This window comes from Pseudoalteromonas ostreae (assembly GCF_018069805.1).
Classification (GTDB): domain Bacteria; phylum Pseudomonadota; class Gammaproteobacteria; order Enterobacterales; family Alteromonadaceae; genus Pseudoalteromonas; species Pseudoalteromonas ostreae.
This window is the reverse complement of record NZ_JAGPYN010000009.1, coordinates 1-14036: the sequence shown is the minus strand read 5'-3', so window position 1 is coordinate 14036 and position 14036 is coordinate 1. Positions and strand designations below refer to the sequence as shown.

13 protein-coding genes and 2 tRNA genes are annotated in these 14036 nt (G+C 41.7%); 11 read left to right on the top strand and 4 right to left on the bottom strand.

The annotated features are described in order from the left end of the window. Nucleotides 1–22: 22 nt before the first annotated feature. The 3 genes from J7338_RS08850 to J7338_RS08840 are packed head-to-tail and all read right to left on the bottom strand — an operon-like array spanning nt 23 to nt 2477. Complete coding sequence (locus J7338_RS08850; protein WP_210796732.1) at nt 23–1267, bottom strand: hypothetical protein; 1245 nt, start codon at nt 1265–1267, stop codon at nt 23–25. Further along, the gene (locus J7338_RS08845; RefSeq protein ID WP_210796731.1) at nt 1264–2100 is read right to left on the bottom strand and encodes an ABC transporter ATP-binding protein; all 837 of its coding nucleotides are present in this window, start codon (nt 2098–2100) and stop codon (nt 1264–1266) included. Before J7338_RS08845 ends, J7338_RS08850 begins: the two co-directional genes overlap by 4 nt. Nucleotides 2101–2102: 2 nt before the next feature. Beyond that, entirely contained in the window at nt 2103–2477 is a 375-nt protein-coding gene (locus tag J7338_RS08840; protein WP_210796730.1) for a GntR family transcriptional regulator, read from the bottom strand. 93 nt (nt 2478–2570) lie between these two features. On the opposite strand from J7338_RS08840, the gene J7338_RS08835 reads away from it, so the two are divergent. From J7338_RS08835 to J7338_RS08825, 3 genes are read left to right on the top strand one after another with little or no spacing between them, the layout of a single operon-like run. Then, complete coding sequence (locus J7338_RS08835) at nt 2571–4091, top strand: alpha/beta hydrolase (protein WP_210796729.1); 1521 nt, start codon at nt 2571–2573, stop codon at nt 4089–4091. A 3-nt stretch (nt 4092–4094) separates the two neighbouring features. Next, nucleotides 4095–4829 (top strand): ABC transporter ATP-binding protein, encoded by a 735-nt coding sequence (locus tag J7338_RS08830; protein WP_210796728.1) that lies wholly within the window; start codon nt 4095–4097, stop codon nt 4827–4829. Continuing rightward, complete coding sequence (locus J7338_RS08825; protein ID WP_210796727.1) at nt 4826–5965, top strand: ABC transporter permease; 1140 nt, start codon at nt 4826–4828, stop codon at nt 5963–5965. The genes J7338_RS08830 and J7338_RS08825 overlap by 4 nt, the downstream gene beginning before the upstream one ends. Nucleotides 5966–6248: 283 nt before the next feature. On the opposite strand, the gene fldB is transcribed toward J7338_RS08825, so the two are convergent. Continuing rightward, nucleotides 6249–6770: a flavodoxin FldB gene (fldB, locus tag J7338_RS08820; protein WP_210796832.1), complete on the bottom strand. Its 522-nt coding sequence runs from the start codon at nt 6768–6770 to the stop codon at nt 6249–6251. 80 nt (nt 6771–6850) lie between these two features. On the opposite strand from fldB, the gene xerD reads away from it, so the two are divergent. The 8 genes from xerD (at nt 6851) to J7338_RS08780 (ending at nt 14005) form a co-directional block, all read left to right on the top strand. Then, nucleotides 6851–7804: a site-specific tyrosine recombinase XerD gene (gene xerD, locus J7338_RS08815; RefSeq protein WP_215909042.1), complete on the top strand. Its 954-nt coding sequence runs from the start codon at nt 6851–6853 to the stop codon at nt 7802–7804. 64 nt (nt 7805–7868) lie between these two features. After that, the gene (gene dsbC, locus J7338_RS08810) at nt 7869–8597 is read left to right on the top strand and encodes a bifunctional protein-disulfide isomerase/oxidoreductase DsbC (protein ID WP_145240834.1); all 729 of its coding nucleotides are present in this window, start codon (nt 7869–7871) and stop codon (nt 8595–8597) included. 75 nt (nt 8598–8672) lie between these two features. Beyond that, nucleotides 8673–10394, top strand: coding sequence for a single-stranded-DNA-specific exonuclease RecJ (recJ, locus tag J7338_RS08805; protein ID WP_210796726.1), 1722 nt, complete (start codon nt 8673–8675; stop codon nt 10392–10394). A gap of 154 nt (nt 10395–10548) precedes the next feature. Further along, nucleotides 10549–11647, top strand: a protein-coding gene (prfB, locus tag J7338_RS08800; protein WP_145240838.1) for a peptide chain release factor 2 whose coding sequence is annotated in 2 segments (ribosomal slippage) — nt 10549–10623 and nt 10625–11647 — 1098 coding nt in all. Because the reading frame shifts where the segments join, the coding sequence is not laid out codon by codon here. A 26-nt stretch (nt 11648–11673) separates the two neighbouring features. Continuing rightward, nucleotides 11674–13209 carry a lysine--tRNA ligase gene (gene lysS, locus J7338_RS08795; protein ID WP_210796725.1) on the top strand — a complete coding sequence of 512 codons (1536 nt, stop codon included), beginning with the start codon at nt 11674–11676 and terminating at the stop codon, nt 13207–13209. A 277-nt stretch (nt 13210–13486) separates the two neighbouring features. After that, nucleotides 13487–13669, top strand: coding sequence for a hypothetical protein (locus J7338_RS08790; RefSeq protein ID WP_210796724.1), 183 nt, complete (start codon nt 13487–13489; stop codon nt 13667–13669). 129 nt (nt 13670–13798) lie between these two features. Then, nucleotides 13799–13891: transfer RNA gene (locus J7338_RS08785), tRNA-Ser, on the top strand. A 37-nt stretch (nt 13892–13928) separates the two neighbouring features. Then, nucleotides 13929–14005: transfer RNA gene (locus J7338_RS08780), tRNA-Arg, on the top strand. Nucleotides 14006–14036 lie beyond the last annotated feature (31 nt).

Sequence of the window (14036 nt, the reverse complement as noted above, 5' to 3'; positions counted from 1 at the left end):
TCTTTAAGGTGTCAGTAATTGGCTACATGTATCTAACAGTAAAGCGGTTTAAGCCTGCCATCATGACGGTGTATGCACTGATCAAAACCAGCATAAATAAATTATCAGCATTTTCGAACATGTAGTTCGCCAACCCCATGTTTAGACCAAACGATAAGCAAAGAAATACACTCAATAAATTAATGTTTTTACATACATTACTGATTGCAAAGCTAAATAGCACACCAGCAGCACAGCCTAAGGCATAGCCCAGCGTGTTGAATATTAGTAACTCTTGATGGGGAATCACTAACGCCACCACGGTAATAAAACACGCGATAGCGACCATGCCTGCTAATTTGAGTGCACTGTGACTAAGGGCTAGTTTTACGCTTTGACTAGAGTTATAAATAGGCAGGGTAAATAAAAGCTCCCATGAGTTTTGTTTTTGTATTTTACTCCATAAACACAGGGTTACTATGGTAAATAAGAGCAGCGTTAATACAAAAATGACATGTTCGATAATATTAATAAACAGGTTTGCAGTCACAGCCACCGCGCAAAAAAGGGCAATGAGGATCAGATACTGAGATAAACTAGCACCAACAAAGTAGCTAAGAGGGAATAACCCTTTATTAATTGAGCTGCCGTAATTTGATAAAAAACCACTGGGAACTGGCGACCAACCAGATTGCAGACCATTACGATAATTTACTAATGAATCAGGGCGCCATTTGTACGCAGGTGTAAAGCGTTTATGAAATAACACAATAACAATAAAAGCAACGACGTTAACGGGTATTAGCCAAACTGGCAGTTGCTCAATAAGCACACACACTAACGTAGTGGTAAAGAAGCTAAAATTGCACACTGAGATAAATAAATGGCTGAATGAGCGATTTAAAAACCAGATAAGAATGCCAACAAGATTGGCGAGCGTAAGCGTTGCTAATAGATTGATATTATCAGCAATTATGATACTCAACAGCGTAATTAAGTTACTAAAAACAATGAATACCTTACCTTGAAACATCACATGTTTACGGTAACCAACAACTAAACTTTGCCATTCAGTAGCTTGCAAGCGAATACTTTGCCAAGCTATCGCGGTGTACATGCAAATAATTGAAAACATGATCATGAGTTCGAGTAGATCTTCACTACCTGTAGCTATAAAGCATAATAAAGTCGTTATAATTGCAGCGATTAAATAAATGGCACAGCCGACGTCTTTTAACCAAAAACTGACGACTCCTTGATACCAAGTGCGTTTACTGGCTTGCATCATCCATGTAACTCCACAAACAGCTGTTCAAGAGACAGTGTATTGATTGCTAGAGCACCAACAACAGTTTCACCTGTATAGCCATAAATAATGGCACAATTTTGCTGCCTGTTAAGTATCGTGTATGCACTGAGATCAATTGTCGACTCTTTAAAGCTGACTTTTCTAACAGTGTCGCGAATGACATCTAATTCGTCGAGTAACAGTAACTCGCCTTGTTTTATAAGTGCAATGTGGCTGGCGACGCGCTCTATGTCAGAGGTGATATGGGATGAAAATAAAATTCCGGAGCCCGAATCTAATGCTAAATCGAAAAGATCACTCATAAATTCACGCCGAGCAATTGGGTCTAAGCTCGCCACTGGCTCATCTAAAATAAGTAGCTGGGGTCTATAAGCCATGGCCATAATAAGGGCCAAAGTTTGACGCTGGCCGATTGAAAGATCATTAATCGCATCTTTGCTATTCAATTCAAAGCGCGCGAGCCATTTTGCTTCTAATTGCATATCCCAATTTGGGTAAAAACTGCGATGTAATGCCAAAGCGTCAGCAATTTTAAACCCTTCATAACCAAAAGTTTGTTGTGCTACGTAGCCAATTTTTTGTTTACTGCTGGCACTTAATTGATGACTTAATTCACCTAGCACCTGAATCTCACCCTGATCTGGAGTTATTAACCCAAGGGCGCTGCGTAATAAGGTTGTTTTACCTGCACCATTTTTACCTAATAAGCCAATCACCATGCCAGGTTCGACATTGAGGTTGATGTTATTTAATATCTGGCGCTGATTGTATTGTTTAGAGACATTTTTATAGCTAAGAAGTGGTCTTGTCATTGTTATAATTCCCACCGTTTTTTTATTAGTTCGGCTAAAGTTGCTTGCGGTACATCGAGCTGTTTGGCTTGCTGAATAAGTTGATCGATGGCTTTAAATAGTAAGCTTTCTTGTTGGTCGGTTTGTTGAGTTGTATTTTGTGCAACCCGTGTTGCTTGGCCACGGCGTCGTTCTAGCCAGCCTTGATCGACTAATTGACCAATCGCTCTGGAAACTGTCATAGGGTTTACAGCAAAGTGATCCGCTATTTTTCGCACGGACGGAAGCTCTTCACCCGCAGCTATTTGGCCACCTACAATCAAACGCACAATTTGTTCATGCAGTTGCTTGTAAATGGGATCGCCACTATTGGGGTTGACATTGATAAATTCTAGCATTACTCTTTCTCTACTGTATTAATACATTAATACACCGATACACTAAGTAATAAGTTATCACATTAAGTGTAAAATGCAAACAAGGGAAAAGTGATGAATAGCATATCAAATTGTTCTAATAGACTGATAAGTATAGTGATGATGCCAATTTTAATGATTGTATCAATTGGGTTATACGCAGAAAACAATCAAAATAACCAACCAAAACTGACACCATGTTATATGGAAGGACTGTCTGATCGACTGATGTGTGGCAGTATCGCTCAACCATTGTCAGATGATCCAAGTGAAGGGGAAATTGATATCCATTTTGCAGTTATACCTGCAATCAAGCCCAGCTATCCTGCTGAAGCGGTACTTGGTTTTGCCGGTGGTCCAGGACAAGGAGCTATCGATTTAGCGAGAGTATTCAACCATAATTTACGTTTTGCTCGCGAAACTCGTGACATAGTCTTGGTTGACCAGCGCGGCACAGGCTATTCACATCAATTGCAATGCGATAGTGATGATCTAAAAACTCAGTTTGCTTTTAATGATATGATTGCTGATCTTCAAGTTATGGGAGCAGAAGATACGCAAAAATGTAAAGCACGGCTCAATATTGATTTAAGCCACTTTACCACGCCTGTAGCGGCAAAGGATTTTGAAGCGGTGCGAAAAGCATTAGGTTATAAAGGTTTTCATTTATATGGGGTGTCATATGGCACACGTATAGCACAGGAATATATGCGCCAATTTCCTAATGCTGTTTTAACCAGTACCCTAGATGGTGTTGTGCCAATGCAACAAAGTCTGGCAGCCATAGGCGGAGCGGTTGATGGTTCACTGGCTGCATTATTCAAGCGCTGTGAAACTGATGTTTTATGCGCAGCCCATTACCCCAACTTAGCACATAACTTTAATGCATTACTCACCCAGCTTGAACAACAGCCTGTACAAACACAGGTTAGACACCCACGTACCAATGATCTTATTGATTTTACTATCACTAAAATGAAGTTTTTCAGTGCGATACGCTTTGCGCTATACGGCCATGCGCAACGCGCGATTGTACCGATGCTTATTGAAAAAGCATTAAACGGCAACTACTTACCATTGGCAGGCATGATGGCGAATGTTGATTTAACACAATCTTTAGCAATGGGTATGCATAACGCCATCGTTTGTGGTGAAGATTGGCCACGCTTAACAACGCAAACCCGCGCTCAGTACAGTAAAAGTTATATGGGTAAAGCAATGATTGCAGGACTAGACATAGCCTGCCCAATTTTGAATGTAAAAGCCGTTGATGAAGCATTTTACCTACCGTTAAAAACCAGCACGCCAACGTTACTTCTATCTGGTGGACGCGATCCTGCAACACCTGCAAGTTGGGCCGAACTTGCGATGGTTGAGATGACAAATGCCACTCATTTAGTTGCACCGACCGCCACCCATGGCATTGGCTCACAAACCTGTGCGCCGAAAATTATTGCCAAGTTTATCGACCAGCAAAGTATGCAAGACATTGACACAAGCTGTATTAATGATGCAAATGACAAATCTTTTTTTATGAATATTAACGGCGTAGCCGTTGCCAATAGCCACCCAACTGATGCAGCTAACAAGGAGTAAGTGATGATCAAAGTAACCAACCTAAATAAGAAGATTGGCGATGTTAATGCGCTAAATGGTTTAAGTTTTACTGCACAGGACGGCAAGATAACTGGCCTCCTAGGGCCAAATGGCGCAGGTAAAACCACTTGTTTACGCACCGTATTTGGATTGTTAAAGGCTGATAGCGGAAATGCTGAAATTGACGGTATTGATGTTACCAAAGAGCCGATGGTAGCAAAGCAAAAGCTTGGCTTATTTCCTGATCCGTGTGGTTTGTATGAACGATTAACACCAAGGGAGTACATTAGTTTTTTTGCTCAGTTAAGTGGTCTTAGCGTAACAGATGCTAAGCAAGCAACAATAGATGTAATCAATAAATTAGCTATGCATGATATTGCCGATCGCCGTTGCCAAGGCTTTTCTCAAGGCCAACGGATGAAAACCGCCTTAGCACAAGCCGTGGTTCATAACCCATCAAACATTATTTTAGATGAACCAACTCGTGGTCTTGATGTAATGAGTACCCGTATATTAAGAGAGCTGCTGCTGCTACTCAAAGCACAAGGACACTGCGTGTTATTTTCATCGCATGTTATGCAAGAAGTTGCAGCGTTATGTGATCACGTGGTGATCATGACCAATGGCCAAGTAATAGCCCAAGGCTCCGTGGCTGAGCTATGTGAACAAGCTGGTAAAGAGACATTAGAAGAAGCATTTGTTGCATTAATTGGTAGTGACGAGGGGATTGCAGCATGATTAATTTATTAAAAGTATTATTTAAAAAAGAAGTGCTGGATGCTAGTCGTGATAAACGCTCGATAATGGCAGGGCTGTATTATGCGATAGGTGCGCCAATTGGTGTGTGCTTATTAATGAGTGTTTTGCTACAGCAATTTGCATCGCCTGAAGCACTAAAAATTAATATTGAAAATAGCGATCGTGCACCAGGATTGATTGCTTACCTTAATAGTCGTGATATTTTTTCCAGCACTGATGCTAATGAGCGTAAAGATATTACTTTATCAATCAGTGATGACTACCAACAAAAAATGAGCGAAGGGCGCCCAGCAACGGTAACGCTAATTGCAGATAAATCTGATGATAAATTGCGTAAACATATCAACCAAGTTGAAAAAGCAATGGCGTTGTACAACTCTGAGATAGCCAGCCTGAGATTAGTCTCTCGTGGTATGGATCCGAGTTTGATGCGTGCACTCGCGATTGAAGTACATGATCAAGCTACACCTGATTCAAAAGGCGGCATGATTTTGGGTATTGTCATATTAACACTTATTTTAGCTTTATTTTACGCGGCGATGAATTTGGCAATTGATACCAGCGCGGGTGAGCGAGAGCGTAATTCTTTATCGCTATTGTTGAGTCATCCATTACATAGTTTACATATTGTGCTTGCTAAAATAGGCGCTATCACCACGTTTTCGATGTTAGGTTTAGTGGTAATTTTAGTTGTCTCTAAGTTTTCGTATGCAATGGTGCCGTGGCAGCAAATGGGCTTTAGCATCACTATTACCCCTGCATTTATGTTATTTAGTATCGCGATATGCCTACCTATCGCGTTGCTGTCGGCAAGCTTACAAGTGTTTGTGTCTTTTATGGCTAAGTCATTTAAAGAAGCGCAATCTTACGTCACTATGGTGTTATTTATCCCAATGGCGTTAAGCATGATAACCACTTATGATATTGCGACAGATAAGGTGCAGTGGTTGCCGATAGCAGCACAGCAGTTTGCATTAATGGAATTTATTAAAGGTAATCCCATTCCTGTCCCACAGTTACTGCTATCAACAGTGATCACACTGGTATTATGTGCAGCCTTTAGCTTTTTAAGTGCGCGTATGCTGAAAAGTGAAAAAGTGGTATTTGGCTTGTAAGCTATTGAGCTGGAAATAAATCAGCGACCTAAAAGGCCGCTGATTCATCTTTGTGGGATAACTGAGCTGTTCAGAAGCTGAGTAAGTTATTAAAGATAGTAGTTTAAATAAGCAGCTTGGATGAAGTCTATAGCGTACCCTTGGGTTGTAAACTTAGTTATTCGTTGTTGTTTCTTAAATGGGATTGCCACTGTTGCAAAGCAACACCTTGATATTAAGCCCTTATGAAACCGTGAGCTCTGCATTTTGAGGCGGTTTGGGTATCAGTGTTACGCAGCGAGATTTATAATGTCTCGCTGTACTCAGTCATGATCTGTTCAACCCAGTTAGCGATACGCTCATCACTGTGTTCGTATTGGCTGTCTTCATCAAGGGCTAAACCAACGAAGTGTTTGCCATCTTCGGTGAGTGCCTTAGAGGCTTCAAACTCATACGTACTGTCGTTCGGCCACAAACCTAATAAAGTATATTGTTGGTTACTTATTTCATCATGTAACATACCAAGCGCATCTTGAAACCATTGACCATAACCTTGTTGATCGCCCATGCCAAATAAAGCGATGGTTTTGCCGTTGAGATCCACATCTTTAATGTCATCCCAAATCGACTCCCAATCTTCTTGTAACTCGCCAAAATCCCATGTGGAGATACCAAAGATGATAAAGTCGTAATTTTCTGCATTTTTTAATGGTTCATCTTTGATGTTATGCAGGCTGACAATGTCTTGACCGATAATATCGCGAATTTTTTCTGCTGCTATTTCTGTATAGCATGTGGTAGAACCATAAAATAAACCAATTTGCATCGTATTTATCACTGTGTATTTGCCTGATATGATAGGCTGAAGTTTACCGTAAGGTATTATTAATTGATACCTTGATAACTATGAGAATAACTGTGAGCACGCTACCTGATCATGAGTCATTAGACTCAGCCATTACAGATCACGACGAACTACTTGGTAATAGTGATTATCTTGAATCTTTTTTAGATAACCTCTATTTAGAACAACACGTAAGCGATAACACTTTATCTGCGTATCGCAGCGACTTGGATAAATTTTGCCACTTTTTAAAAGGTCAAGATTTACTCACTGTGAGCGGCCAAGATATTGAAAGCTATTTAGCGCATCGTGTTGATTTAGGTTTAAAGCCTCGCAGTACGGCGCGCAGTATTAGCGCGTTAAAGCGCTTTTACCAATACTTTGTACGTGAAAAACACATTACTGATTCGCCAATGGTAAATATTGCTCAGCCTAAGGCGGGGCTATCATTGCCGAAAACGTTGTCAGAAAATGAAGTAGAAGCACTTTTGGCGGCGCCTAATGTTGAAGAGCCGATGGGCTTGCGCGATAAAGCTATGTTAGAGCTATTATATGCAACGGGTTTACGGGTTAGCGAGTTAGTTGGGCTGCGCATTGAACAAATTAACTTGCGCCAAGCGGTGGTGTTTGTTAAAGGTAAAGGTAATAAAGAGCGCTTAGTGCCGCTTGGCGAAGAGGCTATGTATTGGCTCGAGCAATTTTTAAAAGTGGGGCGCGCGCAAATGATCAAACATGCCACCGACTTTGTGTTTCCGTCAAAGCGTGGAGTAGGTATGACTCGACAAACTTTTTGGCATCGTATTAAACACTATGCTATTTTGGCAGCAGTTGAATCGCCTTTATCGCCCCATACGTTGCGCCATGCGTTCGCAACACACTTACTAAATCATGGTGCTGACCTCAGAGTCGTACAGATGATGTTAGGGCATAGTGATTTATCAACCACACAAATTTATACCCATGTGGCTAATGAACGGTTAAAATTGGTACATCAACAACATCATCCGCGCGCTTAGTGAGAATTTTTTCGTACTTCGGCGGTCTGAGTAGTTAAGAATTATCAGGATATAAGAGAACATTATGAAAAAGTTAGTATTAGCCGGTGCGATATTAGGCACCAGTATAAGTGCGTTTGCCAATGGCGTTGCAGCCATTCCTGATGCCAACGATCCAATCGTGACTAAGTTTGCAGAGCTAGGTGTTACTGTTAAGCAAATTAGCCCAAGCCCAGTGGCCGGTTTAAAAGAGTTGATCACTGATAAAGGCGTGCTGTATGCAAGCGCAGATGGTCAATACTTAATGCAAGGCACCTTGATTGATTTAAATAACCGTAACAATCTAACCGAGCAAGCGCTTAATGGCGTTCGTAAAGAAGGCCTAGCGCAATACGAAGACTCAATGATTGTTTACAAAGCTAAAAATGAGAAACATAGCATAACTGTGTTTACTGATATTAGCTGTGGTTATTGCCGTAAGTTACACCGCGAGCTTGATGATTTACTTGAAGCGGGTATTACCGTTAAGTATTTAGCGTTTCCACGTGGTGGTTTACAAGGCTCAGGCTATGCAGATCTAATGAATGTTTGGTGTGCTAAAGATCAACAAGAAGCAATGACAGCAGCAAAATCGGGCGCTGATACAAAAGTAATGGCCGGTTGTCATGCCCCAGTTGCAGAACATTATCAGCTTGGCCAAAGTTTTGGCATTAGCGGTACACCAGCAATTATTTTAGAAGATGGTACGATGATCCCAGGTTATCAGCCTGCGGCCGCATTAGCTGCTGCGTTAGACGCTAATAAATCGTCATAGTATTATGCTTTTTATAAAAAGGCCGTTAAGGCCTTTTTTTGTCTTTATTCCTTAATCTAAAAGTACCGCGCCTGCATGAAAAAATTAATTGTTGCTCGTGATCATCATGATGATTCACACCTGCCAAGTCATTTGCACCCTGTTATTAAACAAATTTATGCCAGCCGCCAAGTTAATCATGCCGATGAGCTAAATAATAGCGCAGCCACTTTACATGACTTCAAATTATTTAAAGACATAGATAAAGCCACCGCTTTACTTCAACATGCTCTGCGAGCGCAAAGTAAAGTGCTGATCGTGGGTGATTTTGATGCCGATGGCGCAACCAGCACCGCTACCTTAATGCAAGGCTTAGCGATGTTTGGTTTTGCTCATTTAGACTATTTAGTGCCAGACAGATTCAGCTTAGGCTATGGTTTAAGTCCCGCGTTGGCCGAGCAAATAGTCACTATGGCACCAGATCTAGTGATCACTGTTGATAATGGTATTTCCTGTATTGCTGGCATCGCAATTGTAAAAGCCGCGGGCATTAAAGTGCTGGTTACCGATCATCACTTGCAAGGCGAACAACTACCCAATGCTGACGCTATCGTTAACCCTAATCGTCATGATTGTGAGTTTCCATCAAAATCAATCGCAGGAGTGGGGGTTGCATTTTATTTATTGATTGCGCTTAGAAGTGCATTACGTGATGTTGGTCATTTTGCGCAGCAACCACCGCCTAACTTAGCCGATCTGCTTGATATTGTAGCGCTAGGTACGGTTGCTGATGTGGTGGCACTGGATGCCAATAATCGCACCTTAGTTCACCAAGGTTTAGCGCGAATTCGTAGCGGCAAAACACGTCCAGGTATTACAGCGCTGATTGAGGTCGCTAATCGTAACGCAGCGCGTTTAAGCGCCAGTGATTTTGGTTTTTCGCTTGCACCACGTTTAAATGCCGCAGGGCGTTTAGATGATATGAGTTTAGGCATCGCTTGCTTACTGGCCACTGATATTAATCAAGCAAGGCGTATTGCCGCTGAGCTGGATAGTTTAAACCATGAGCGTCGAGAGATAGAGCAGGGCATGCAACTTGAAGCACAAGCCGTGCTAGATAAGCTCGCTTTTAGCGATGAACAAACACCTGATGCTATCTGTTTATATCAAGAAGATTGGCATCAAGGTGTGATCGGTATTTTAGCGGGACGTTTAAAAGAGAAATACCACCGCCCAACAGTAATTTTTGCTGGTGGCGACAGCGGTGAAATAAAGGGCTCTTGCCGCTCGATTGAAGGCTTGCACATGCGTGACTTGCTTGAGCGCTTAAATACCTTGCATCCACATTTGATCAGTAAATTTGGTGGTCATGCTATGGCGGCCGGTCTGAGCATTAATGAGCAGCACTTTCGTGAGTTTAAACGTGAGTTTGAGCAGGCGGTAAGTGGGCAGTTAAGTGAAGAGCATAAACGCTGTATTATCTTAACCGATGGCGAGCTTGCTGATGACTGCTTTAGCATGGAGTTTGCAAATGTACTCAAACAAGCAGGGCCATGGGGGCAGCAATTTCCAGAACCCGTGTTTGAACACACTTTTGAACTCGTACAGCAGCGCATTGTTGGTGAAAAGCACTTAAAGCTGGTATTAAAACACCGTTCAGGGCGTTTGGTTGATGCTATTGCCTTCGGTATTGATGTACGCGAGTGGCCTGATACTGAAGCGCGCTTGGTGAAATTGGCCTATCAGCTCGATATCAATGAGTTTAGAGGTAAATTTTCATTACAGTTAATTGTCCGTGAGCTGCAAAAAGTAGCTTAAAAAATATCTATTATCGATGCATAAAGTACTAATAAAACGCACGGTTTTTTGTTAAAATCGGGCGTTTTATTATTTAAAGCGAAATTTAAATAATTATTAGCATAATTTTACCTGGCGATTAGCCGCGTAAACCAGCCATTTTGGAGTAATGTACATGTTTGAAGTGAATCCTGTGATTAATCAAATCAAGGAAATTCGCGAACGTACTGAACTGCTTCGGGGGTACCTTTGACTACGCTCTTAAACAAGAACGTTTAGAAGAAGTTAACGCCGAACTTGAAGATTCAGCCGTATGGAATGAGCCCGAGCGAGCACAAGCACTAGGTCGTGAAAAGTCAGCATTAGAAGCGGTTGTTGAAACTATCGATAATCTAGTAACTGGTACTGATGATGTTGAAGGGTTGCTTGAACTTGCAGTTGAAGCAGAAGATGAAGAGACCTTCAATGAAGCACAAAGCGAACTGACAGACCTAAACGAACAGCTTGAAGGTTTAGAATTTCGTCGCATGTTCTCTGGCGCACATGACGCAAATGATGCTTACCTTGATTTACAATCAGGCTCAGGCGGTACAGAAGCTCAAGACTGGTGTAACATGTTATTACGCATGTATTTACGCTGGGGTGAAGCCAAAGGCTTTAAAGTTGAACTGGTAGAAGCCACTGACGGTGATGTTGCCGGTATTAAAGGCGCAACCGTGCGCTTTGTTGGTGAATACGCGTATGGCTGGTTACGAACAGAAACTGGGGTTCATCGTTTAGTACGTAAAAGCCCATTTGATTCAAGTGGCCGTCGTCATACCTCGTTTGCTTCTGCATTTGTTTATCCAGAAGTTGACGATAATATTGAGATTGATATTAATCCGGCTGATTTACGTATCGACGTATACCGTGCATCAGGCGCGGGTGGTCAGCACGTAAATACCACAGAATCTGCGGTACGTATTACCCACGTACCGACAAATACGGTAGTGCAGTGTCAGAACGAACGCTCTCAACATAAAAATAAAGCACAAGCGATGAAGCAGTTAAAAGCGAAATTATTTGAGCTTGAGCTACAGCAGCAAAATGCTGAAAAGCAAACCCAAGAAGATGCCAAATCTGACATCGGCTGGGGCAGTCAAATACGTTCATACGTACTTGATGATGCGCGCATTAAAGATTTACGTACCGGCGTTGAAAACCGTAATACCCAATCGGTACTTGACGGCAATTTAGATAAATTTATTGAAGCCAGCTTAAAATCTGGCCTATAACCACCAAGCTAAAAAAGAGCTAAAAAATGACTGATCAAATCCAAGACGAAAATAAGTTAATCGCTGAGCGTCGTGGCAAATTAGACGCTATTCGCGCTAATTGCCCTGCCAACGGTCATCCAAATCAATTCCGTCGTGAGCATTACACGGCAGACTTACAGGCCGAGTTTGGTGATAAGAGTAAAGAAGAATTAGTAGAGCTTAACCACGTTGTGTCTATCGCGGGTCGTATCCTAGCTAAACGCGGACCATTCTTTGTAATTCAAGACATGAAAGGTCGTGTGCAAGCGTATGCGTCAAAAGATGTCCAAAAAGATCTGAAAGAAAAATACGGTCAATTAGACACCGGCGATATCATTGGTGTTAAAGGCGCGCTTAATAAATCAGGTAAAGGCGATTTATACGTAGAAATGACAGAGTATCAATTACTGACTAAGTCACTACGTCCACTTCCTGAAAAATTCCATGGCTTATCTGATCAAGAAACTAAATACCGCCAACGTTATGTTGATTTGATCACTAATGAAGCAACCCGTGAAACGTTCCGTATTCGCTCGCAAGTGGTTGAAGGTATTCGTCGCTTCTTAGCAGATCGTGACTTTATGGAAGTTGAAACGCCAATGCTACAGGTTATCCCTGGTGGTGCATCTGCGCGTCCATTCGTGACTCATCACAATGCCCTTGATATCGATATGTACTTACGTATTGCACCAGAGCTTTACTTAAAACGTTTAGTGGTAGGTGGTTTTGACCGCGTATTTGAAATTAACCGTAACTTCCGTAACGAAGGGTTATCAACGCGTCACAACCCAGAATTCACTATGATCGAATTCTACCAAGCTTACGCTGATTACATCGACCTGATGAACATCACCGAAGATATGTTGCGTACTGTTGCAACTAGCGTATTGGGCAGCCCAATTGTGGTTAATACGACTAAAAACGAGAACGGCGAAGTGGTTGACTCAGTAGAGTATGACTTTGGCCAACCGTTTACCCGTTTAAGTATGGCGGATGCGATTTTAAAATATAATCCTGAGTTTGATGCTGCAGTATTTAACGACCCAGAAAATCACTTTGACGAATTAAAAGCGTACGCAAAGCAAGTGCACGTTAAAATTCCTGAAAATTGTGTGTGGGGCCCAGGTAAGTTCTTATGTGAAATCTTTGAAGAAACAGCAGAGCACATGCTTATTCAACCGACTTTCATCACTGGTTACCCGTGGGAAGTATCACCACTTGCTCGTCGTAACGATGAAAACCCATTTGTTACTGACCGTTTTGAATTCTTTGTTGGTGGCCGTGAGCTTGCAAATGGTTTCTCTGAGCTTAATGATGCACAAGATCAAGCTGAGCGCTTTACTCGCCAAGTGGAAGAAAAAGACGCCGGCGATGATGAAGCAATGCACTACGACGAAGATTACATTCGCGCACTTGAGTATGGCCTTCCTCCTACGGCAGGTGAGGGGATTGGTATCGACCGTTTAGTCATGCTATTTACTGACTCATCAACAATTAAAGATGTTATCTTGTTCCCGCATATGCGCCCACAAGCTGACTAATGCTATGTTAGATTAAGTTGATATTATAACGCCGCTTTAATAGCGGCGTTTTTGTGTCTGTAGCGGGTCCCGTCAATGGAAATTATACTGGCCTAGTAATAATAAAATTTTAATTTTAACGTATTGAATTATTGAAAATAAAAATTAATTATATAAAATCATCAAAATGAACGAGCATTATTTCTAAGTTTAGCTAAACTATTGACTGAAAAAGCAGCATAAAGCATGGCTTTTTAAACTCGCGTCGATCTAAAAGACTTATATAAACGGATTTTATATGAAAGATAATAAACCTGATTCACCCTCTGAAGTACTCAGTATTGAATTACAAAGAGAAACCTATTATCGAGCATGTATTGCTGAATTTCAGCAATTAGGCTACCAAGATCAATATCTCGAACAATTAACTGACGAATTAGTGCCTGTTCTCGGTGTATCCACTGATATTAAAACCCCTTAATTTGATTAACGATTAAACAAAATTGACTCTTTTTTGGCTGTTATGGGTGTTCTCTAACCATACAGTTACTTTAAACAAGAAAAGTGTTTGACATATTTTCTGAAATCTTTATTATACGCCCCACAAGACGGAGAGGTGGCCGAGTGGCCGAAGGCGCTCCCCTGCTAAGGGAGTATAGGGTTTGTAGCTCTATCGAGGGTTCGAATCCCTCCTTCTCCGCCATTTATTTTATAAATGGTTATCTTGTATAGTAAAGAATGGGCGCATAGCTCAGCTGGATAGAGTACTCGGCTACGAACCGAGCGGTCGGAGGTTCGAATCCTCCTGCGCCCACCATCCTTTACACACTCTGCTTAGAGTTTAAATA